This is a genomic window from Paenibacillus sp. Y280, from assembly GCF_056786335.1.
Window position 1 is genome coordinate 193,177 of record NZ_JBXCIW010000006.1, and the last position, 21,471, is coordinate 214,647.

The window sequence follows — 21,471 nt, forward strand, 5'->3', positions numbered from 1 at the left end:
GTGATACATTGGACAAATTGGTGATTGAAGGTGGGAAACCTCTCTCAGGAACCATAGTTATCCAAGGAGCGAAAAATGCCGCTTTGCCGATTCTGGCTGCCAGTCTGCTGGCTGAAGGCACAACAACGATAGATCATGTGCCTGATTTGCTGGACATCGATGTCATGCTGAACATTTTGCGCGAATTAGGATGCCGCGCCGAGCATTCGGGAGGAACAGTTGTGCTGGATACTGAAACCGCACATACCTCTCACGTGCCGGAATCGTTAATGAGACAGATGCGCTCTTCTATTTTTCTAATGGGGCCTTTGCTAGCTAGGTTTGGCGAGACGCAAGTTTACCTGCCTGGGGGCTGTGCAATTGGTGAGAGAAAGATTGATCTTCATTTAGAAGGCTTGAAGGCGCTTGGGGCTGAAATAGAAGAATTCGGCAACCGCATTATGTGCCGTGCGGACAAATTGCTGGGCGCCGATATTCATTTAAGTTTCCCAAGCGTTGGAGCAACAGAAAACATTATGATGGCCGCTGCTTTGGCGGAAGGCCGAACTACCATTAGCAACGCCGCACGTGAGCCGGAAATTCAAGATTTGCAGCGATTTCTAAATGCGATGGGCGCGAAGATTATGGGTGCCGGAACCGACACGATAACGATAGATGGGGTACAGTCGCTAACACCATGTCGTTATAAGGTCATTCCCGACCGCATAGTAGCAGGGACGATTATGGTAGCTGCCGCCGCGACACGCGGCTATGTGACTCTCCAAAACACGCAGCCGGCCCACTTATCCTCTTTGATTCATGTTCTGCGCCGTGCAGGTGTTCAAATCGTTGTCGACGGTGATATAATTAAAGTTGGCAGTGCAGCCAGACCCAAAGCGGTTGAGAGGATTGTAACCTCTCCTTATCCGGCTTTTCCTACCGATTTGCAGTCTCAGGTTATGGTGCTGCTTACGCTTGCTGATGGTGTAAGCGTATTGAAGGAAACGATTTTTGAAGGCAGACTAAAGCATGTGGATGAACTGTCTCGTATGGGCGCCGACATTCGGGTGGATATGAATGCCGCATTCATTCGTGGCGTGCCAAGGCTTTATGGAGCTACGGTGGAGGCGACGGACCTGAGAGCGGGCGCAGCCCTTGTAATTGCGGGTCTAGCAGCGCAAGGCAAGACGGTCGTAGAGCAAATCCATCACATCGACCGAGGCTACGAAAAAATCGAAACGATGTTGTCTAGGCTGGGTGCGCGCATTTCGCGATATTCTCCGGTGCCTAATAACTAATACTAAGCGCATGAGCTGCAAGATAGAAACAGCCGGTACCCTATTGATGCAAAGCGTAAGCTGAAGCATGGAGGCTAGCCGGATGTTTTTTGGGGAAAGAAGGGACAAGTTATGAGCTCGCAGATGCCTGTACTGAAGGAACCTAATCGAAAGCGAATGGGCAGCCGAAAGCTGTTAACCATACTTATTCTATTGTTTGTTGCTCTGCTTACAGTATTATTTTTTAATTCTTCCATTAGCAAGGTTTCAGAAATACAAATTGAAGGTACAAGATTTGTTACACATGAAGAAATCAACAAGGCAGCTGCGATCCTGGTTGGCGATGCGTTCTTCCGTACTTCATCCTCGACAATCAAGGAAAGAGTTTTGACGCTGCCGCAAATAAATGATGTGAAGGTTACAAAAGCGTTTCCAGGTCTTCTTAAAATTGCAGTGGAGGAGTATCCGGTGGTTGCGTTCGAGCTTTCCAAGCAAGGGGAAATGACGGCGCTCTTGTCAAATGGTACAACCGTGGAAGCGGATAGCGATGTTATGCAGCTTGTGGACAAGCCTGTGCTGTCCGGCTGGACCGACGATAACCCAGTAAAGGCAGAGTTAACGACACAGCTCGGCAAAATAACGGCGAAGCAGCTCTCTGACCTTTCAGAGATTATCCCATATCCTTCATCGGCTTATCCTGATCGCATAAGGATATATACACGAACGAAATTTGAAGTGGTCACGGCCGTTTCCGTGCTTACGGAGAAGATTGAAGCGCTGAACGCTGTAATCGAAACACAAGAGCCAGGCAAGATCACGATGCTGCTTGCGGATACATATGTTCCTTTTCAAAGCGAAAGTCTAGAAAATATGGACGCTGATCAAAAAGAGACTACTCAATAGCTTCAAAGAATGGTAGAATTTTATTTATCGCATTTAAACTCGATGGGGCTGGATAACATTAGGAAATATAGAGTGCCGCAAGGGGCGGGACTCGACAAAAAGCGAAAATACTACGAAAACTTTGTTGAAAAAAGAGGGAAAATATTAAAAGCGTTGAATTAGTAGGAATACCTTGAACAAGTGAAATATTAATTTTTATTTGAAACGGAGGTGCCGCAGGATGAGCAGTAACGACATCATCGTCAGTTTGGACATCGGTACATCCAAAGTTCGTGCTATTATTGGTGAAGTGAATAATGGAGCCATTAATATTATTGGAGTTGGATCTGCCGACTCAGAGGGTATTCGCAAAGGAGCAATTGTAGATATTGACCAAACCGTGCAATCGATCCGAAATGCAGTTGAGCATGCGGAGCGCATGGTAGGCATTCAAATATCAGATGTTTACGTAGGAATTCAGGGCAACCATATCGCACTGCAGACCAATCGTGGCGTCGTTGCAGTATCCAACGAGGATCGTGAAATTGGGGAAGAAGATATTGAACGCGTACTTCAAGCAGCTAAAGTAGTAGCGCTTCCACCAGAGCGTGAAATTATTAATTTGGTACCGAAACAGTATTTAGTTGACGGTTTGGAAGGTATTTCCGACCCACGAGGTATGATTGGAGTGCGACTCGAGGTTGAGGCGACCATCGTCACGGGGACGAAGACTGCCATACACAACCTTATGCGTTGTGTAGAGAAAGCAGGCCTTCGTATTTCTGGTGTTATTTTGTTATCATTGGCGTCAGGTGTCGTTTCACTGACCAAGGATGAGAAATCGATGGGCACTGTACTAACGGATATTGGAGCGGGCTCCTGTACGATCGCCATTTATGATCAAGGCGGACTAGCTGCTACATCAACACTGCCAATTGGCGGTGAATATGTAACGAACGATATTGCTTACGGCTTGCGTACACAAAGCGATCAAGCGGAAAAAATTAAACTGAAATACGGATGCGCGAACGTGCTTGACGCGGCTGAAGATGTGAAGTTTAAGGTTACGCGCATGGGAAGCAATGTGGAGAAGGAATTTTCGCAGGTTGACCTTGCAAGCATTATTGAACCGCGCATGCAAGAAATTTTCCATTTGGTTCGCCAAGAAGTACGTCGACTCGGCTATGGGGATAAGGTTAACGGCTATGTCTTAACCGGTGGTTCCGTTTCGATGCCAGGAACGCTCGCTTTGGCCCAGACAGAGCTGGAGTCTTCCGTCAGAATCGCATTGCCTGATTATATCGGAGTAAGAGATCCGGCATTCAGCAGCGGTGTTGGCATGATTCAATACGTGTCGAAATATATGGGAGCTCGAGGAACAGGAGCAGTGAAGAAAACGGCAAGCCGCAAAGCAAGTCCAGCAGCTTCAACGAAACCCGGTATGTTCGAGCGGATCAAAAGCATGTTTAATGAATTTATATGAAAATATAAGATAATATAAGATTCACCTCTATACGATGCTTATATTTTACCGCGAAACGTTGCTGTATTGTATCAATGATGCTGTCGGCAGTTTACGCTTGACTGGGGGAAAATGAAGATGTTGGAATTCGACTTTGAGCTTGAACAGCTTGCTCAAATTAAAGTAATAGGTGTAGGCGGTGGCGGCAGCAATGCCGTTAACCGTATGATCGAAAATGGTGTTAAAGGCGTCGAATTTATTACGGTGAACACCGACGCTCAAGCGCTTCATTTGGCTAAATCCGAGCATAAGCTGCAAATCGGCGACAAGCTGACACGCGGTCTTGGTGCAGGTGCTAATCCAGATGTAGGCAGCAAGGCTGCTGAAGAATCCCGCGAAATTATTATGAACCAGCTTAAAGGCTCGGACATGGTATTCGTTACCGCTGGTATGGGCGGCGGAACAGGAACAGGCGCAGCTCCAGTAATCGCTGAAATTGCCCGCGAATGCGGTGCATTGACAGTTGGGGTTGTCACGCGTCCGTTTACCTTTGAAGGCCGCAAGCGCTCGGGACAAGCTGAGCTTGGCATCGAGGCGCTCAAAGAAAAGGTAGACACGCTGATCGTCATTCCAAATGACCGGTTGCTTGAAATCGTAGACAAGAAGACTCCGATGCTGGAAGCGTTCCGCGAAGCGGATAATGTACTTCGTCAAGCGGTTCAAGGCATCTCCGATCTAATCGCTGTACCGGGTCTGATCAACCTTGACTTTGCAGACGTGAAGACGATTATGACAGAACGCGGATCCGCATTGATGGGTATCGGTATCGCAACTGGCGAGAACCGTGCTGCTGAAGCAGCGCGCAAAGCGATTATGAGCCCGTTGCTTGAAACATCGATTGACGGCGCTCGCGGCGTTATTATGAACATTACAGGCGGCAGCAACCTTTCGCTTTATGAAGTAAATGAGGCGGCTGAAATCGTCATTTCGGCATCTGATCCGGATGTGAACATGATTTTTGGTGCTATCATCGATGAAGATTTGAAGGACGAGATTAAAGTTACTGTTATTGCAACGGGCTTCGAGCATAAATCGGCCGCAGCTCGCCGTATTCCGCAGCAACAGCCAGAAGCAACGGATACAAGACAAGCAGGCAATGCTAATCCAGTTAAGCCTTTTGGCTCAAACAACACATCTAGTGATCAACTAGAGATTCCAGCATTCCTTCGCAATCGCCCACGCAGCGATCGCTAGAACTTTATTTACGCCTCACCAGTTCAAATGGTGGGGCGTTTTTTTTATGTTATAGAGGGCTCATAGCGGTCATAAGCGCATATATGTGCTTACAGTCAAAGAAAGGCATGAAATTTCCCCCAATAAGCACCTATGTGTGCTTAAAGAGAGAAAACGGCGTGTGGGCAGAGTCGAATGGCAGCCTTAAGCGCAAATATGTGCTTAAGGCTAAAGAGTAACGTGGAATTGCCCCATATAAGTACCTATGTGCGCTTAAAGAGAGAAATCGGCGTGTGGGCAGAGTCGAATGGCAGCCGTAAGCGCATATATGTGCTTAAGGCTAAAGAGAAACGTGAAGTTTCCCCCATAAGCACCTATGTGTGCTTAAAGAGAGAAATCGGCGCGTAGGCGAGCTCAGAAGTGAGCCATAAACGCATATATGTGCTTAATGCCAAAGAAAGGCTTGAAAATGTGCCCCATAAGCACCTATGTGCGCTTATAGGGTGAGATCGAGGCGTAGGCGAACTCGAAAGTCAGCCATAAGCGCATATACGTGCTTAATGCCAAAGAAAGGCATGAAATTGTGCCCCATAAGCACCTATGTGCGCTTAAAGAGAGAAATCGGCGCGTGGGCGTGCTCGAAAGTCAGCCATAAGCGCATATACGTGCTTAATGCCAAAGAAAGGCTTGAAAATGTGCCCCATAAGCACCTATGTGCGCTTAAAGAGAGAAATCGGCGCGTGGGCGTGCTCGAAAGTCAGTCATAAGCGCATATATGTGCTTAATGCCAAAGAAAGGCATGAAATTGTGTCCCATAAGCATCTATGTGCGCTTATAGGGTGAGATCGTCGCGTGGGCGAGCTCAGAAGTCAACCATAAGCGCATATACGTGCTTAATGACAAAGAAAGGCTTGAAATTGTGCCCCATAAGCACCTATGTGCGCTTAAAGAGAGAAATCGGCGTGTGGACAGGGTCGAATGATGGCCGTAAGCGCATACGTCCTTACTCTATGGCCATAAGCGCATACGACCTTACGGCTATAGAGTAAGGCGAAAATCCTTGCCTACAGGGATGCGAATAAAGACGCTTACTTCTCGGGGTTTATTTTGTAGGATCGAATTCTTTTTGTACCATTACCGGCAGGTAGGAGCATTTGTTTTTGCACCATGCTGTGCAGCAGCTTTTGAGCATCTCTTTTATTGATCTTCAAGAGTGCAATAACGTCCGCTGGACGAATAGGATGCGCCAAAGTGGATGAATGCTTTAAAACCTCCAGCTGTAGAAATTCCTCAGCACTAGTTTCATTCTTTTTCCCAATCAAGCTCTTGCCCATAAATTGTTGAAGCAGCTGCTGGCACATGCGGGGTTTTTCTTTTATGTCGTCATACGAGAACCGCAACACTTTCCAACCGTCGAGTATAAGATGGTTCTGGCGCATTAAGGAATCAGAAAATTGCCAACGAGTCATTTCTGCTGAATGTGTGCGATAGCCATCGATTTCGATGACGAGCTGCAAGCCACTCTTTACATATGCAAAATCCAAAAAACGTGTGCCGTCACGAAAGTCGGAAACTTCATACTCGGGATACAAGCCTTCAAACTCCGTAAAGGCAGGGTACCAAACCATTTCTAAAAAATGCTTTTCTGCATGTCCAAGACCTTGCTCAAGTCTTCGCCTGCCCTCTCCCTTGCGTGTATTCAGATTCGCTTCCAGCCAGCGTTCGTAAACCAAATGAAACGACAAAAGAATCAGCCTCCTCCTGAAAATAAAAAAACCGCTTACTTCGGGAAACTAAGTTCCCAAGGTAAGCGGTGTACTTCACTGCTTTGCATCTATAATTTGAATCATACTCTATTTCCATTTCATGAACAAGAGGCTATCTCTTTGACCGCCCATTCGTAATACAGTGAAGTGAGCTGTTTGCGATGGTTACGTAGATGCATGGCTAAATGATGTGGATTTTTTGATGCGAGTGGAAGAAACGGGAAGGTTAGGTCTATATTTTGGACTATACTCTATCTCTGAAGAAGGAAAAAGAATACGTTCCTTGATTAGAAGTGCTTCATAGCTGTATATCTTAAATTCGAAGCATACTATTTTTCCGAACTAAAAAACGGGCGGTTTTTATACAGCTACTCGACAAAAAAAGATATGTCATGCTGTCATGAATAGACAGACTTTGAAATAGGATTTTAATATACTAGTCTCAATCGTTCTCCCGGGAGCCGGCTGCAGGCCCGTTTACCGCCAGTGCAGGAAGGTGACCGAAGTGGCTATTTATGTGGATGTTATGTTTTTGCGAGAGCTGCTTGTTGATGGTGCAATTCTATTAACTTCCGCTTGGGCCCGTCATCTGAAACCACGACCTTGGCGGGTGTTATTGGCTTCTGCTGTCGGAGCTTGTTATGTCGTTTTGATGCTTTTTCCACATTTATCCTTTTTATTTACATTAGCCGTAAAAATCGGGATGTCGCTTTTGATGGTGTGGATTGCTTTTGGGTTCGCGTCCATTCAGCATTTTTTGAGAAATGTCGCGGCATTTTATGCGGTTAACTTTGTTGCCGCCGGTGCGGTGCTTGGGCTCTATTATTTGTTGATGCAAGGGTCCGGTGAGGTTTGGAGGACGATTACGTTCGTAAACGGCAGCATGCGCGTGGAGCTGAAGATGGGATTGTTTTATTTAATTGCTGCGTTTTGTATCGGACTGTATATATACCGTACCGTATTGACGCAAAAACGAGAAAGGGAGCTGGTGCAGACTCATTTGGCAGAGGTCAAAATAACAATTGGAGATCGTATTCAAACCTGTATTGGCTTAATTGACACCGGCAATCAGCTCTATGATCCGTTAACACGGACGCCGGTCATGGTAATGGAAGCTGCATTATGGCAAGATGATTTGCCCGAATCGTGGTTGAATAGCATACGAGATGCACAAGTGGATCGTCTTGTAGCGGGAATGGATGAACAGCCCTTCGTGTGGCAGGATAGGCTTCGTCTCGTTCCATTCAGAGGTGTCAACCGAGGGTCACAGTTCATGCTAGCGATAAAGCCGGATGCGGTTGAGATTACTAGGGAAGGACAAGTATTTGAAACGCGGAAGGTGCTTATCGGGCTTGACGGCGGAAAGCTAACGTCTGATGGAGCATATCGAGCCATTATCCATCCGTCTATGGTACAACAATAAAACCGTATGCTCATACAAACGAGGAGGGATGGGCCAAATGCTCGTCAAGTACAAATTGATCCTTCAGTTATATTATTATCGTGTTATGTTTTTATTCGGATTAAAAAGCGAAGAAATTTATTACATCGGTGGTAGTGAAGCGCTTCCACCGCCATTGACACGTGAAGAAGAAGAATATTTGCTGGAAAAGCTGCCTACGGGTGACACGGCTATTCGTGCGATGCTAATTGAACGAAATTTAAGGCTCGTCGTGTATATCGCCCGTAAGTTTGAAAATACCGGCATTCATATTGAAGATCTCGTATCGATTGGCGCGATTGGTCTCATAAAGGCGGTCAACACCTTTGATCCGGAAAAAAAGATCAAGCTTGCGACGTACGCCTCGCGTTGTATCGAAAATGAAATATTGATGTATTTGCGACGCAACAGCAAAACCCGTACAGAAGTATCTTTCGACGAACCGCTTAACATTGATTGGGACGGCAATGAGCTGCTTTTATCCGATGTGCTCGGTACGGAAAACGATACGATTTACCGCAATATCGAAGAACAGGTCGACCGCAAGCTGCTTCATAAAGCGCTGGATAAGCTGTCGGAGCGGGAGCGGATTATTATGGAGCTCCGCTTTGGTCTTGCCGATGGCGAGGAGAAAACGCAAAAGGATGTGGCAGACCTTCTTGGCATTTCGCAGTCGTATATATCGCGCCTGGAGAAGCGGATTATAAAAAGACTTCGAAAAGAATTTAACAAAATGGTGTAAGGCCGCACCCCGCTTGCGGTTGTCGAACGATGTCGCAATAGGAATAAAAAGACCACCCAAGGAGATAATGTACATTAATGTTTCTCCTTGGGAGGTAATCACGTTGACCCGAAATAAAGTCGAGATCTGTGGAGTGGATACCGCGAAACTGCCTGTCCTGAATAATGTCGAAATGAGAGAATTGTTTACGGCATTGCAAACCCGCAACGAGTGGGCAGCAAGAGAGAAATTAGTAAACGGCAACCTGCGGCTAGTACTTAGCGTTATACAACGGTTTAACAATAGGGGAGAGTTTGTGGACGACTTGTTTCAAGTCGGCTGCATCGGACTTATGAAGGCGATAGATAATTTCGACCTTGGCCAAAACGTCAAATTTTCCACCTATGCCGTACCGATGATTATCGGAGAAATACGCCGTTACTTGCGAGACAACAACCCGATTCGCGTATCACGAAGCTTGAGGGATATTGCCTATAAGGCGCTTCAGGTAAGAGATAGCTTGACGAACAAAAATTCACGTGAGCCGACGATCTTTGAAATATCAGAGGCGCTGAATGTTCCGAAGGAAGACGTCGTTTTTGCGTTAGACGCCATACAGGATCCGGTTTCTTTGTTTGAACCGATCTATCATGATGGCGGCGATCCGATATATGTCATGGATCAAATTAGCGACGAGCGGAATAAGGATGTATCGTGGATCGAAGAAATCGCGCTTCGGGAAGCGATGCACAAGCTGAACGACCGAGAAAAAATGATCTTGTCCATGCGTTTCTTTGAAGGAAAGACACAAATGGAAGTAGCCGATGAAATCGGCATCTCGCAGGCGCAGGTTTCTCGCCTTGAGAAGTCGGCCATTCAGCAAATGCAAAAGCATGTTAAAACATGAGTTGAAACTTGAAAAACGGTGCCGCGAGGCACCGTTTTTTGTTTGCAATCAGAACGAAAATGGTTACGCGATCAACAGCATCCAGAAGGTTAATCCGCTAAGAATCAAGCAAAGCGGAGCGTAAATGAACGAGTCCATTCGTGCAAAGGGAGTATTGCGAATGCTTTTGAAAATGCCGACCGCACGAAATTCACCGATTGCTCGCAAGAGAAACACAACAGCAAGCGACCAGCCTGCGAAACCTGGCAGCCAAGCAGGGCCAACAGCTGGTAATACATCAACAATCATAAGGAGAGAAGCTGCGGCAGCCCAAAAAATCAAAGTAACAGCAACGATGCCGAGGCGTCCCGGTTTAAAGAGCGGCGAATTTGTATCGCTTCTCGTCGGAACGGCGATCGAGAAGCCTCGGCGACCGCCAAACAGCCAATACAAATGAATGCAGCCTATCAAGAACAACACCGCGCTAACAATACCCGCGAGTACGAATTGCAACATTAACCCCTCCCGTTAAATGGAATCATTTTTTCGATAAATGGCATCAGCAGGTTAATTTGCTTCTCCGCGTCCTGAGGCGAGAGCATTCGATGCTTATTGCGCTCATGCCATCCTAAGTAGTAGCTGTACAATAGCTCGGACGAGCTGCATGCTGCCTCATCGGATAAACCGCATTCCTTAAGCAGGCCGGTCATGTAATCCAATCGCTGCTGCTCAATTTGAAGCAGCATTTCCGCGTATGAAGGCTCGGTAGCTCCTAATTTTCGCAAATGATAAACAAAGTCCTTGCCTTCATTTGAGCTGAACATAACAGCAAGCAGCTGCCGCACCTTCTGCATGGGCTCTAAAGTCTGATTGTGCTGGATTAAGGCGATGATCGAGCTGGTCGCTCTTTCATGCCAATAATTAATGATACGTTCAACAAACAAGATGCGATTTTTGAAATACCAATAAAAACTGGTTTTGCTGCTGCCGAGCTGCTTAGCTAGCTGCTCCACAACTAAAGCTTCAACACCTCCACTTGCAAACTTTTGCAGACCAAGCTTCACCCAATCGAGTTCTGTCGCGACGATTTTTGGCATGGTTCCTCCATGTATTTTTCTTTTTTGTTTATTGTACGATGTCGTACATTAATCATAACAGCCAAGTTGGTAATTGGGAAGTATTGTACGATATCGTACATAAAAATATTTTTCATTAACAACGGCTCGTTTTTTAGAGAAGAAGGACATTTTGGGCAAATTGCTCATATAGTTATAGGAGAAGCAAACGGACGATCACTCTACTTGAAAAGCGGTGAACGGAAATGAAAATATCTGATTTTCAGACGAAGGACGTTATCAATATTGTAGATGGCAAAAAGCTTGGTCAAATATCCGATTTGGAGCTTGACTTGCGGCAGGGGCGCATCGATTCCATCGTAGTGCCGCAGTTTACTAAATTTCTAGGCATGTTCGGAGGAGGCGGCACGGAGGTCGTCATTCCTTGGCGCAACATTGTGAAGATCGGAGCGGATGTTGTGCTCGTTAGAATGGATGATACGAAGCAGCTGCGTTCCGAGGAGGACGATTTGCACGCTCGCACGTAACAAGGTAAACTGTGTCTAAACGAATGGAAGGATTGCTCAACGTGCGCTAGTCATTTTGCACGTGCCTAACAAGCCTTTAAATAGAGGTGAAAGCCAAATGGAAGCTTTTAAACATATTCAATCAGCGAAGGGACCTTCGCTTTTTTTGTTGTCCGAGTGGAATGACCGGCTTGAGCGGTTGACCGCTGGATTTACTGGAAGAGATGGCGGAGTAAGCGAGGCGCCGTGGGCGTCTTTAAATATGGGCATGCATGTCGGTGACCTTGATGAAGCGGTTATTGGGAACCGACGGTTATTGACTGATGCTGTCGGATGGCCGTTTGAAGCGTGGACCTGCGCTGAGCAGGTGCATGGGAATCGTGTGCATCAGGTAACGGAAGCGGAGAAGGGAAGAGGCAGAGCGACTCTGGGCGAGGTGCTAAAAGATTGCGATGCAATCATGACGGACGTGCCGGGTGTGCTGCTCGCTTCTTTTTATGCTGATTGTGTGCCGCTCTACTTCTACGACCCTGAGCATGATGCGATCGCGCTTGCACATGCCGGATGGAAGGGCACCGTGCAGCAGATTGCCTCGGAGACGATACAAGCTATGGTAAGCGCGTATGGAACGAATCCACATGCGATGCTCGCTGCGATTGGCCCCTCTATCGGCGGATGCTGCTATGAGGTTGACGGACCGGTGATAAATCAAGTCCAGCAGCTATTGGAGAGACTGGGACTTCCGGGTGAAGAAGCTGAAACGATGCTCAAGAAAGCAGGCAATGGCAAAGCGAACTTAGACTTGAAAGAAATAAACCGACAGATTATGATAAAAGCAGGAATTTTGCCGACATGTATCGAATTAACAGAGTGGTGCACCGGATGCAGGAGGGATTTGTTCTTTTCCCATCGCAAAGAAGGTGGCATGACCGGCCGAATGGCCAGTTGGATCGGCATTCGGGAGAGGTGAGGCAGGATGTTTACTATACAGGATAGAATGCAGCTCGTTGAAGAGCGAATCCAGAAGGCTTGCGAGCGTTCGGGACGAAGCAGGGAAGAAATTCAAATTATTGCGGTCACAAAGTATGTGTCCTTAAATACAACAAAGACTGTTTTCGAGCAGGGCTTGCGCCATCTTGGCGAAAACCGCTGGAAGGTCGCGCAGGAGAAATGGGAAGCGATTAGCGGGAATGTCGAGCAAGATGCGGACGAGCAGCCCATTTGGCATTTTATTGGATCATTGCAAACGAATAAAGTGAAAGATGTCATTGGAAAGTTTACATACATGCATTCGTTGGACAGGCTTTCGCTAGCTGAGGCAATTGACAAGCGGGCTTCACAGCTCGGCATTATCGTCCCATGCTTCATTCAAGTAAACGTCTCTGGCGAGGATTCGAAGCAAGGCCTTGAACCAGAGCAGCTGTTTTCATTTGTGGAGCAGCTTGGCGCGTTTCATTCGATTAAGCCAATTGGGCTAATGACGATGGCTCCGTATGAAGCGGAGCCCGAGCAAACCAGAACAGTTTTTAGAGCTTTACGAGAGCTGCGGGATGAGCTGCAACAGCGCCCGGAACTTCCAAATACGATCACCCATCTTTCAATGGGCATGTCGAATGATTTTGACGTAGCGATTGAAGAAGGAGCGACATGGATTCGCCTTGGTACGATACTAGTAGGGAAAGAGGAGGAATAATAGATGAGTGTCATTAACCGTTTTATGAGCTATTTTGGTTTCCATGATGAAGAAGAAGTCGTTGAGAGAGAACGGGTCGTCCAGCAGGAAGAGCAAGAAGCTGAAACTTCTCCCTTCGAGGCACGTAAAAACACAAAGAGCAATAATGTTGTCAGCATTCACTCGCAGAAAAATGTCAGAGTTGTGCTTAGCGAGCCCCGTTCTTACGATGAAGCACAAGAAATTGCTGACCATTTGCGTTCGCGTCGTGCCGTCATCGTCAACTTGCAACGCGTCCGCAATGATCTTGCTGTACGGATTGTTGATTTCCTAAGCGGTACAGTGTACGCTTTAAACGGGAGCATCTCTAAGCTAGGCCCAAATATTTTTCTATGCACGCCGGATTCAGTGGAAATTCAAGGTGCTATAACGGAAATGCTGGCCGATGAGAACGACTACAATAAAATGAGGTGACCTTGAGTTGTTAAATAGTATTGAAGGAGCAATAAATACGCTGCAAAGCATTTACAGTTTTATGATCATCGGGTATGTGCTGCTGTCATGGCTGCCAAATGCTCGCGATAGCTTTATCGGCGTGTTTCTTGGCAAGCTTGTAGAGCCCTACCTCGGAATATTCCGGAGATTTATCCCGCCGATCGGTGGCATGCTGGATCTATCCCCGATTATTGCTCTCTTCGCTTTGCGTTTCATAGCAGCAGGCTTGATGGGAGTAATTAAATTTTTCGTTAACAGTTAACAAAAGGAATGAAAGCTTATGAAACAAGGTATATATGATCATTTCCACCCCGACGAGAAAGCTTTTGTCGATCGGGCAGAGGAATGGATAGAGCGGTCCGCACAGCAGCATGAGCTGAAGCGGACCGATTTTTTAGACCCAAGGCAAGCACAAATCCTGACCATATTAGCTAATCGCAATCCAGACGTGAACGTTCGCCTTGATGGCGGCAGTGAGCTGGCAGAACGGAAACGGGCCATTATTGGACCGGATTATCGCAGCTTGGATGATGAGGCGATCGGCATTTCGGTGCTTGAGGTAAATGGGTCTGGACAAGCTAGCCTTGAGCTTGATCATGGTGATTTTTTGGGCGCATTGCTCGGACTTGGCATTAAACGTGATCGAATTGGTGATATACATGTACATGAACATTTTTGCCATATCATCGTTTTAGATGAAATTGCCGATTACTTAAATATACACCTGAGACAGGTTCATCGCATGAATGTTCTGACGGACATCATTCCGCTTGCAGAGCTGCAGACCGTTGTGCCGAAGCTGGAGGAGATGAGCTTATCCGTAGCTTCCATGCGATTGGACGGCATCGCGAGCGACGTATATCGGATTAGCAGATCCAAAATTGTAGATCCGATACGAGCAGGCAGATGTCGAGTGAACTGGAAATCGGAAGAGGACCCATCCGAGCAGCTTCGCGCGGGAGACGTTGTGTCTTTTAAGGGACTTGGACGATTTAAAGTGATTGAGGTCGATGGTGTGACAAAAAAGGGCAGAATACGCGTCAGGATAGGCAAATTTATTTGAACGATTGCAGGATTTTACCTGTAGTTGTCGAAAGTGTTCACATCAATAGTAAATCCGGTTGCCAGAGTCACAAATACCATGAGGAGGTGCGCCAATGCCTTTATCGCCATTGGACATACATAACAAAGAGTTTGGTCGGAGACTGCGCGGCTATGATGAGGACGAAGTCAACGAATTTCTAGATCAAGTCATCAAAGACTATGAATCGCTTATTCGTGAAAATAAAGAGCTGCAAAATCAATTGCTTGGCCTGCAGGAAAGATTGAATCATTTTACAAATATCGAAGAAACGCTAAGCAAAACCATTATTGTAGCGCAGGAAGCTGCTGACGAGGTAAGAAGCAATGCGAAGAAGGAAGCGCAGCTGATCATTAAGGAATCGGAGAAAAATGCCGATCGTATCATTAATGATTCGCTTGCGAAGTCTCGCAAGGTTTCTCTTGAGGTTGAAGAGCTCAAGAAGCAAGCATCTGTGTATCGCGCTCGTTTCCGGACGCTCGTAGAAGCGCAGCTTGAGCTGCTTGCCGTTGACGGCTGGGATACGCTGGAGCCGAAAGCAAGACAAGCAGAGCGTGAGCTGACGCTCGGTTAGTTTAACCGCAAATAGGCGAATTGACATTTGACATTTGGCCTGTTGTTACGCTATAACTAATGATAATGAATCATTGATCTCAACTTCGTTGACGAGAACAAGTACGTTTTAGGGTCACTCCTCAGAGAGCCGGCGGCAGCTGAAAGCCCGGTGTGTGAGCCAATTCGGAATATCCTCTCTGAGAAGCGGCGCCGAACCTGCGAGAGCAGCAGTAAGTGCTGACGGCTGTCCCCCGTTACAGGGAACGCGAACAGAACGTTCGCGACTAAGGTGCCGCATGAAGCGCAGTTCGAGTGAGCTGTTTGCCTTTATCTTCCTGCTAGCTGTACAGCAGAAGAATATGCGGAACAAGGGTGGTAACGCGACTAAGCCTCGTCCCTTCTCATAGGGATGAGGCTTTATTTTTGTTTAAAATTAGGAGGCTGAATTATGCAACGCGTAGATGTTAAGGAACGTGCCCGCAGTCGTGAGATGCGTGTGCTTGAGCAATGGAAAACAGAGGATACCTTCAAGAAATCAATTGAAAATCGAGAAGGCAAGCCGAATTTTGTATTTTATGAGGGACCGCCAACCGCTAATGGAGCGCCTCATATCGGTCATGTGCTAGGCCGTGTTATCAAGGACTTTATCGGACGTTACAAGACGATGTCAGGCTACCGCGTAATCCGTAAAGCAGGCTGGGATACGCACGGTCTTCCGGTTGAGCTTGGCGTAGAGAAGCAGCTGGGCATTTCCGGCAAGCAAGAGATCGAGGAATACGGCATTGAGAAATTCGTGAAAAAATGTAAGGACAGCGTATTTGAATACGAGAAGCAATGGCGTGAGCTTACAGAAGCGATCGGATACTGGACGGATCTAGACAATCCATACATTACGCTTAAGAATGAGTATATCGAGAGCGTATGGCATATTTTATCAACCATTCACGGTAAAGGGCTGCTGTACCGCGGACATCGCGTAAGCCCGTATTGCCCGGATTGCCAAACGACGCTCAGCTCGCATGAGGTTGCACAAGGCTATGAGGATGTGAAGGATCTAAGCGCGACTGCCAAGTTTAAGCTTGCGGATTCCGGGGAGTTCGTTCTGGCATGGACGACTACGCCATGGACGCTGCCAGCTAACGTGGCGCTCGCTGTAAATCCGGAGCTTGATTATATCCGCGCTTCCAAAAATGGCGAAGTGTATATCGTTGCTCAAAATTTGGCTGAGAGCGTACTGAAGGACGAGTATGAGGTTCTATCGGTTGTGAAGGGTGCAGAGCTGGTCGGCTTAAGCTATGAGCCGCCATTCAATTACGTTGCGATTGAGAAAGGACATATCGTCATTGCCGGCGATTTTGTCAGCGACACTAGCGGTACAGGGATCGTTCATATTGCGCCTGCACACGGCGAGGATGACTACAGAGTTTCACGCGAGAACGGAATCAGCATGCTGAATGTCGTTGATTTGGCGGGTCGCTACGTTGCGGAAGTAACGGACTTTGCGGGCCGTTTCGTCAAAGACAGCGAGCTTGATATCGATATCGTCAAAATTTTGAGCGAGCGCGGCTTGCTTTACTCGAAGGAGCGCTACGAGCATAGCTATCCATTCTGCTGGCGCTGCAAAACGCCATTGATCTATTATGCAATGGAAAGCTGGTTCATTAAGACAACGGCAGTGAAGGATCAACTGATCGCAAACAACAACAGTGTAGACTGGTACCCGGGCCATATCCGTGAAGGACGCTTCGGCAAGTTCCTTGAGGATTTGGTGGACTGGAACATCAGCCGCAACCGCTATTGGGGAACGCCGCTCAACGTATGGGTTTGCGAAGTGACGGGCAAGGAATATTCGCCAAGCAGCATCGCTGATTTGCGTGCGATGGCAATCGGCGATGTGCCTGAGGATATCGAGCTCCACAAGCCATATGTAGATGGCATCAAGCTGAAATCTCCTTTTGCCGAGGGCGCCGAAATGACGCGCACACCGGAAGTAATCGACGTCTGGTTCGATAGCGGCTCAATGCCTTTCGCTCAGCAGCATCATCCGTTTGAGAATGAGCAGCAGTTCGCTGAGCAATATCCTGCAGACATCATCTGCGAGGGCATTGACCAGACACGCGGCTGGTTCTACAGCTTGCTTGCTGTATCGACGCTATACAATGGCAAAGCGCCTTACAAAGCGGTTATCTCAACCGGTCATATCTTGGATGAGAATGGACAGAAGATGTCCAAATCGAAGGGCAATGTCATTGATCCTTGGGAAATCATCAACGAATACGGCACGGATGCATTCCGCTGGGCGTTGCTTGCAGACAGCGCGCCATGGAACAGCAAACGGTTCTCGCGCGGCATCGTAGGCGAAGCAAAATCGAAGGTCATTGATACAATCGTCAATACGCATGCATTTTTTGCACTGTATGCATCCATCGACGGCTTTGACTTTAACGAGCATGCGGAAATCAAATCGGATAACAAGCTGGATCGCTGGATCATTTCCCGCTTGAATAGCTTGATCAATACGGTAAACAAAGGATTAGAGGTTAATGATTTCCTTAACCCGGCCAAATCGATTGAGACGTTCGTTGACGAGCTTAGCAACTGGTATATCAGACGCTCGCGCGACCGTTTCTGGGGTAGCGGGCTTACCGATGATAAGCTGGCTGCTTACCAGACGCTGCGCAGCGTACTCCTTACGCTCTCACGTCTAATCGCGCCGTACGCACCTTTGCTTGCTGAGGATGTATACGGCAACTTAGGTGGAGTGGGCAGCGTGCATTTGGCTGACTACCCTAAAGCCGACGAGGCTGCGATCGATGAGACGCTGGAGCGCGATATGGAAAGCGCGAAGCAAATCGTTGAGCTTGCGCGCAACGTTCGGAACGAAACGGGCATCAAGACTCGTCAACCGTTGTCTGAGCTTATCGTTTCGCTGGATCGTGATTTTAACGTGGCAGACTACGAAGACATCGTGAAGGACGAAATTAACGTCAAAGCGATTACGGTACAAAATTCCGACAGCGGCTTTGTTGATTTTACGCTTAAGCTGAACCTTAAAGTTGCCGGCAAAAAGTATGGCAAAAATGTAGGTCCAATCCAAGCGCAGCTGAAAGGCTTGAATGCAGAGCAAACTCGCAGCATTGTGAACGGCGGAAGCTTCGACTTCACGAGCGCTGAGGGCGAGCAACTGGTCATTGCCGTTGAAGAGCTGTTGGTTGAGAAACAAGCGAAATCCGGATTTGCTTCCGCATCAGGCTATGGCGTTACCGTAGCGCTTAATACGGATATTACGCCGGAGCTTGAGCAGGAGGGCTGGGTGCGCGAGGTCATTCGTGCCGTTCAGGATACGCGCAAAAAGCTGGATCTGCCGATCGAGAAACGGATTGACCTTGTACTCGATGTAGATTCTGAGCTTAAAGCTGCTCTTGAAGCATTCAAGGATGTCCTGCACGATAATGTGCTTGTACAGTCAGTAGCCTATGAAGAAACGCCGGAGATGGAAAGAGTATCGCTCGGTGAAAAGGTTATAGGGATTTTCATCCGCGGATAAGGATATAGTATAGAGGAAAACAACAAGCGAAAAACGAGGCCGTCGCCTACCGGCTGCTGCAGCAAGCGACCGATTGGTCGCATAGCTGCAATGGCAGGGAGGTTAGGCCTCGTTTTATTGTTTGACAAAGGGGATGCCTCGTATGAAAACAAATAACCCGGAACAACCGAAAAATTTGGACGAGCTGAAATCTTCGCTCGGCATACTTGATAAACGCCTGCAAGTGGTCGCAACGGATTTGGAGCGTACGCAAATTGCCGACTACGTGCAACTGCTTAACCGACCCAGAACGTTGATTTGGAAAAATCTGCTCGCCGGTACGGCGCGAGGCGTTGGTATCGCGATCGGCTTTACTTTTTTTGCTGCGACGATTCTTTATGTGCTGCGTATTTTAGGTGCGTTGAACCTGCCGATAATCGGCGACTATATCGCGGACATCGTTCGAATTGTACAAATCCAGCTTGAAGGAAAAACGTATTAATTATTTTTCGTCATGCTCTTCCGTCTCAAGACCGTGGTCTCCTTCGCCGGCATCCAAATAATGTGAATATTCCCGGTTGCGGATCACAGAGACATGACGGCCGGTGATGTCGGTCGCCAGGAAGCTTTCGATCGGCTCAACGAAGCCGTCATTCTCATAGGCTTCAATGCCAACATGATCGTAATCGGCGACATCAGGATGTTCTGACATTGCAGGTGAATCGGCATTGCCATATTGTTCAACAATTTGCCATGCGTCCTCACCGTCAAAGCCGTTGTAAGAGTCATGCTCGTCCATGCTTGTGCGTCCAAACGGAGGATCAAGAACTAATTCTTCAACTGGCCTGCGCAGCGATAAATGCTGGCGGGGCGCATGCTCGATGCAATACAGCGTATCCGGAACAGCATCGAGACGCTCAAGCGGAATAGGTTCGTTGCAAGTCATGCATATGCCGTATGAACCGTTTGCTATCGCATCAAGCGCTGCATCGATGCGCCTAAGATGCAGATCCTCCTGTTCAAGCAGGGCGACATCCTTTGCACGTTCGTAAAGCTCGGTTGCGGTATCGCCCGGATGGTTATCGATCGATGAAAGCTCGCCGGTATCATCGCGTTGCGAATGGGATAATCCGTAATGATCATTTTCTGCAAGCCTGTGTTCGATTTCACGCTGCTCATCCAACAACCTGCTTTGCAGCAGCTTAATATGAGCGTTTGATGGGGTTGTCATTTTTGAGCGCCCTCCTTAGCAGGGAACATAATTGCTGTATTAGCTTTTGCCGAAAGGCGGTTTTTCAGTATGGGCTTCAATGGAAGAACTACGCTTCCTGCTGGCTCTCGTTTGGCGCTGTATGCTACAATTGATTGGAATTGTTTGAAAGGAGCCGCCTGCGTCGATTTAAGCTTCCTTATCACGCAGCTCTTTGGAGTTGAATTGTTGCTTCACAAAAAATTAGGAGTGATTAGATGCGTTTTTATTATTATTGGGTAGCCGTAATCGTGTTTGTCCTTGATTTTGCAACAAAAAGAATAATTGAAACTAAGCTTGACATCGAGGATCAAATTAGCGTTATCGGTAATTTTTTTCTCATTACTTCGCATCGAAATCGGGGTGCTGCATTTGGCATCCTGCAGGATCAACGGCTGTTTTTCATTATTATTACGATCGTCATTGTAACGGGCATTATATGGTACATTCAAGCGATGCGCAGGTCTGCCAAGCCTTGGCTGCTTGTTGGTCTTGGACTTGTTCTTGGCGGTGCGATTGGCAACTTTCTGGATCGCGCTCGGTTTGGGGAGGTTGTCGACTTCCTGCAGTTCAACTTTGGCAGCTATGAATTTCCGATTTTTAACGTTGCGGATTCAGGTATCGTCTGCGGCGTAGCATTAATTCTAATTGACACGTTGTTGTCCGCTAAGGATGATAAGAAACGTTTGCAAAATGGAGAGGACAAGGATCATAACAATCATGAGCAACAGCCTGTATAATGAAGAGCCTTTGGAATGGATTGCAGAAGCAGAGCAATCCGGCGAACGAGTAGATAAGTTTGTAACGGACAGCATCGACGAAGCTGCCGTGTCGAGAACGCAAGTACAAGAATGGATCAAAGCAGGAGCCGTGCTGGTAGACGGAAAGGTTGCAAAAGCGAACGTAAAGGTGATGGAAGGCAACCATGTTGTTCTTCACATACCTGAGCCGGAAGAGGCTGCGATCGTGTCTGAGAACATTCCGCTTGAGGTTATATACGAGGATTCGGATCTTATTGTCATCAATAAAAAGCGCGGTATGGTCGTTCATCCCGCACCAGGACATTCGTCCGGAACGCTTGTGAATGCGCTTATGTATCATTGCAAGGATTTGTCCGGCATTAATGGCATGATTCGTCCAGGCATCGTGCATCGGATCGATAAGGATACGACGGGATTGCTGATGGCCGCCAAAAATGACCTCGCGCATATTTCGCTTGCGGAGCAGTTGAAGGATCATACGGTAACGCGCAAATATATCGCTCTTGTGCACGGCAATTTGCCGCATGACCAAGGGACGATCGATGCGCCGATCGGACGCGATTTAAATGATCGGAAACTGTTTACGGTGACTGAGCGCAACAGCAGACAGGCAGTAACGCATTTCCATGTGCTCGAGCGTTTGGGCGATTATACGATTGTTGAGCTGCAGCTCGAAACGGGCCGCACCCATCAAATTCGTGTTCATATGAAATATATCGGACATCCGCTTGCGGGAGATCCGGTTTATGGTCGCAATAAGACGGTGGCGCTAAAGGGACAAGCTTTGCATGCCGCGCTTCTTGGCTTTACCCATCCGCGCAGCGGCGAAAGATTAGAGTTCGAGATGCCGTTGCCGGCAGATTTCGAGAATGTGCTTAGCAGCTTGCGGTCAAGGTAGCTCAA

At 47.5% G+C, this 21,471-nt stretch carries 22 protein-coding genes and 1 other annotated feature; of the genes, 18 read left to right on the top strand and 4 right to left on the bottom strand.

Features of this window, described 5'->3' with window-relative positions; translation table 11 throughout:
- Positions 1–8: 8 nt before the first annotated feature.
- From murA to ftsZ, 4 genes are all read left to right on the top strand, one after another.
- Entirely contained in the window at positions 9–1,277 is a 1,269-nt protein-coding gene (murA, locus tag AC1TPC_RS10390; protein WP_482066782.1) for a UDP-N-acetylglucosamine 1-carboxyvinyltransferase, read from the top strand.
- Positions 1,278–1,388: 111 nt separating this feature from the next.
- The gene (locus AC1TPC_RS10395) at positions 1,389–2,159 is read left to right on the top strand and encodes a cell division protein FtsQ/DivIB (protein ID WP_482066783.1); all 771 of its coding nucleotides are present in this window, start codon (positions 1,389–1,391) and stop codon (positions 2,157–2,159) included.
- Between the two features lie 220 nt (positions 2,160–2,379).
- Positions 2,380–3,621: a cell division protein FtsA gene (ftsA, locus tag AC1TPC_RS10400; RefSeq protein WP_482066784.1), complete on the top strand. Its 1,242-nt coding sequence runs from the start codon at positions 2,380–2,382 to the stop codon at positions 3,619–3,621.
- A gap of 117 nt (positions 3,622–3,738) precedes the next feature.
- Entirely contained in the window at positions 3,739–4,854 is a 1,116-nt protein-coding gene (gene ftsZ, locus AC1TPC_RS10405; RefSeq protein ID WP_482066785.1) for a cell division protein FtsZ, read from the top strand.
- Between the two features lie 1,067 nt (positions 4,855–5,921).
- On the opposite strand, the gene AC1TPC_RS10410 is transcribed toward ftsZ, so the two are convergent.
- Positions 5,922–6,578: a DUF559 domain-containing protein gene (locus AC1TPC_RS10410; protein WP_482066786.1), complete on the bottom strand. Its 657-nt coding sequence runs from the start codon at positions 6,576–6,578 to the stop codon at positions 5,922–5,924.
- A 526-nt stretch (positions 6,579–7,104) separates the two neighbouring features.
- Here AC1TPC_RS10410 and spoIIGA point away from each other — a divergent pair.
- The 3 genes from spoIIGA to sigG all read left to right on the top strand — a co-directional run bounded on the left by spoIIGA (position 7,105) and on the right by sigG (position 9,668).
- Complete coding sequence (gene spoIIGA, locus AC1TPC_RS10415) at positions 7,105–8,022, top strand: sigma-E processing peptidase SpoIIGA (RefSeq protein ID WP_482066787.1); 918 nt, start codon at positions 7,105–7,107, stop codon at positions 8,020–8,022.
- Between the two features lie 37 nt (positions 8,023–8,059).
- The gene (sigE, locus tag AC1TPC_RS10420) at positions 8,060–8,782 is read left to right on the top strand and encodes an RNA polymerase sporulation sigma factor SigE (protein WP_054027973.1); all 723 of its coding nucleotides are present in this window, start codon (positions 8,060–8,062) and stop codon (positions 8,780–8,782) included.
- Between the two features lie 103 nt (positions 8,783–8,885).
- The gene (gene sigG, locus AC1TPC_RS10425; protein ID WP_056638991.1) at positions 8,886–9,668 is read left to right on the top strand and encodes an RNA polymerase sporulation sigma factor SigG; all 783 of its coding nucleotides are present in this window, start codon (positions 8,886–8,888) and stop codon (positions 9,666–9,668) included.
- 63 nt (positions 9,669–9,731) lie between these two features.
- Here sigG and AC1TPC_RS10430 read toward each other — a convergent pair whose 3' ends face one another.
- The gene (locus AC1TPC_RS10430) at positions 9,732–10,163 is read right to left on the bottom strand and encodes a DUF3995 domain-containing protein (RefSeq protein ID WP_482066788.1); all 432 of its coding nucleotides are present in this window, start codon (positions 10,161–10,163) and stop codon (positions 9,732–9,734) included.
- Entirely contained in the window at positions 10,163–10,744 is a 582-nt protein-coding gene (locus AC1TPC_RS10435) for a TetR/AcrR family transcriptional regulator (protein WP_482066789.1), read from the bottom strand. The genes AC1TPC_RS10430 and AC1TPC_RS10435 overlap by 1 nt, the downstream gene beginning before the upstream one ends.
- A gap of 224 nt (positions 10,745–10,968) precedes the next feature.
- Between AC1TPC_RS10435 and AC1TPC_RS10440 the strand changes: the two genes are divergently transcribed.
- The 9 genes from AC1TPC_RS10440 (at position 10,969) to AC1TPC_RS10480 (ending at position 19,060) form a co-directional block, all read left to right on the top strand.
- On the top strand, positions 10,969–11,250 hold the full coding sequence (locus AC1TPC_RS10440; RefSeq protein ID WP_482066790.1) for a YlmC/YmxH family sporulation protein: 282 nt from the start codon (positions 10,969–10,971) through the stop codon (positions 11,248–11,250).
- Between the two features lie 97 nt (positions 11,251–11,347).
- On the top strand, positions 11,348–12,199 hold the full coding sequence (gene pgeF, locus AC1TPC_RS10445; protein ID WP_482066791.1) for a peptidoglycan editing factor PgeF: 852 nt from the start codon (positions 11,348–11,350) through the stop codon (positions 12,197–12,199).
- A gap of 6 nt (positions 12,200–12,205) precedes the next feature.
- Positions 12,206–12,922, top strand: coding sequence for a YggS family pyridoxal phosphate-dependent enzyme (locus tag AC1TPC_RS10450; protein ID WP_482066792.1), 717 nt, complete (start codon positions 12,206–12,208; stop codon positions 12,920–12,922).
- A gap of 3 nt (positions 12,923–12,925) precedes the next feature.
- Positions 12,926–13,375 (top strand): cell division protein SepF, encoded by a 450-nt coding sequence (locus AC1TPC_RS10455; RefSeq protein ID WP_482066793.1) that lies wholly within the window; start codon positions 12,926–12,928, stop codon positions 13,373–13,375.
- Between the two features lie 7 nt (positions 13,376–13,382).
- Complete coding sequence (locus AC1TPC_RS10460; RefSeq protein ID WP_482066794.1) at positions 13,383–13,658, top strand: YggT family protein; 276 nt, start codon at positions 13,383–13,385, stop codon at positions 13,656–13,658.
- An 18-nt stretch (positions 13,659–13,676) separates the two neighbouring features.
- Positions 13,677–14,459, top strand: coding sequence for a YlmH family RNA-binding protein (locus tag AC1TPC_RS10465; RefSeq protein WP_482066795.1), 783 nt, complete (start codon positions 13,677–13,679; stop codon positions 14,457–14,459).
- A 94-nt stretch (positions 14,460–14,553) separates the two neighbouring features.
- Positions 14,554–15,051, top strand: coding sequence for a DivIVA domain-containing protein (locus tag AC1TPC_RS10470; protein WP_482066796.1), 498 nt, complete (start codon positions 14,554–14,556; stop codon positions 15,049–15,051).
- 79 nt (positions 15,052–15,130) lie between these two features.
- Positions 15,131–15,434: a binding site (T-box leader), on the top strand.
- Between the two features lie 46 nt (positions 15,435–15,480).
- Positions 15,481–18,579 carry an isoleucine--tRNA ligase gene (gene ileS / locus AC1TPC_RS10475; RefSeq protein WP_482066797.1) on the top strand — a complete coding sequence of 1,033 codons (3,099 nt, stop codon included), beginning with the start codon at positions 15,481–15,483 and terminating at the stop codon, positions 18,577–18,579.
- A 142-nt stretch (positions 18,580–18,721) separates the two neighbouring features.
- A complete protein-coding gene (locus AC1TPC_RS10480) occupies positions 18,722–19,060 on the top strand; it encodes a DUF5665 domain-containing protein (RefSeq protein ID WP_482066798.1) in 339 nt (112 codons plus the stop codon).
- Here the strand turns inward: AC1TPC_RS10480 and AC1TPC_RS10485 are convergent, their stop codons facing one another.
- Positions 19,061–19,789 carry a TraR/DksA C4-type zinc finger protein gene (locus AC1TPC_RS10485; RefSeq protein WP_482066799.1) on the bottom strand — a complete coding sequence of 243 codons (729 nt, stop codon included), beginning with the start codon at positions 19,787–19,789 and terminating at the stop codon, positions 19,061–19,063.
- A 236-nt stretch (positions 19,790–20,025) separates the two neighbouring features.
- On the opposite strand from AC1TPC_RS10485, the gene lspA reads away from it, so the two are divergent.
- Positions 20,026–20,547 (top strand): signal peptidase II, encoded by a 522-nt coding sequence (lspA, locus tag AC1TPC_RS10490; RefSeq protein WP_482066800.1) that lies wholly within the window; start codon positions 20,026–20,028, stop codon positions 20,545–20,547.
- Positions 20,528–21,466 carry an RluA family pseudouridine synthase gene (locus AC1TPC_RS10495; protein ID WP_482066801.1) on the top strand — a complete coding sequence of 313 codons (939 nt, stop codon included), beginning with the start codon at positions 20,528–20,530 and terminating at the stop codon, positions 21,464–21,466. Before lspA ends, AC1TPC_RS10495 begins: the two co-directional genes overlap by 20 nt.
- Positions 21,467–21,471: the final 5 nt, after the last annotated feature.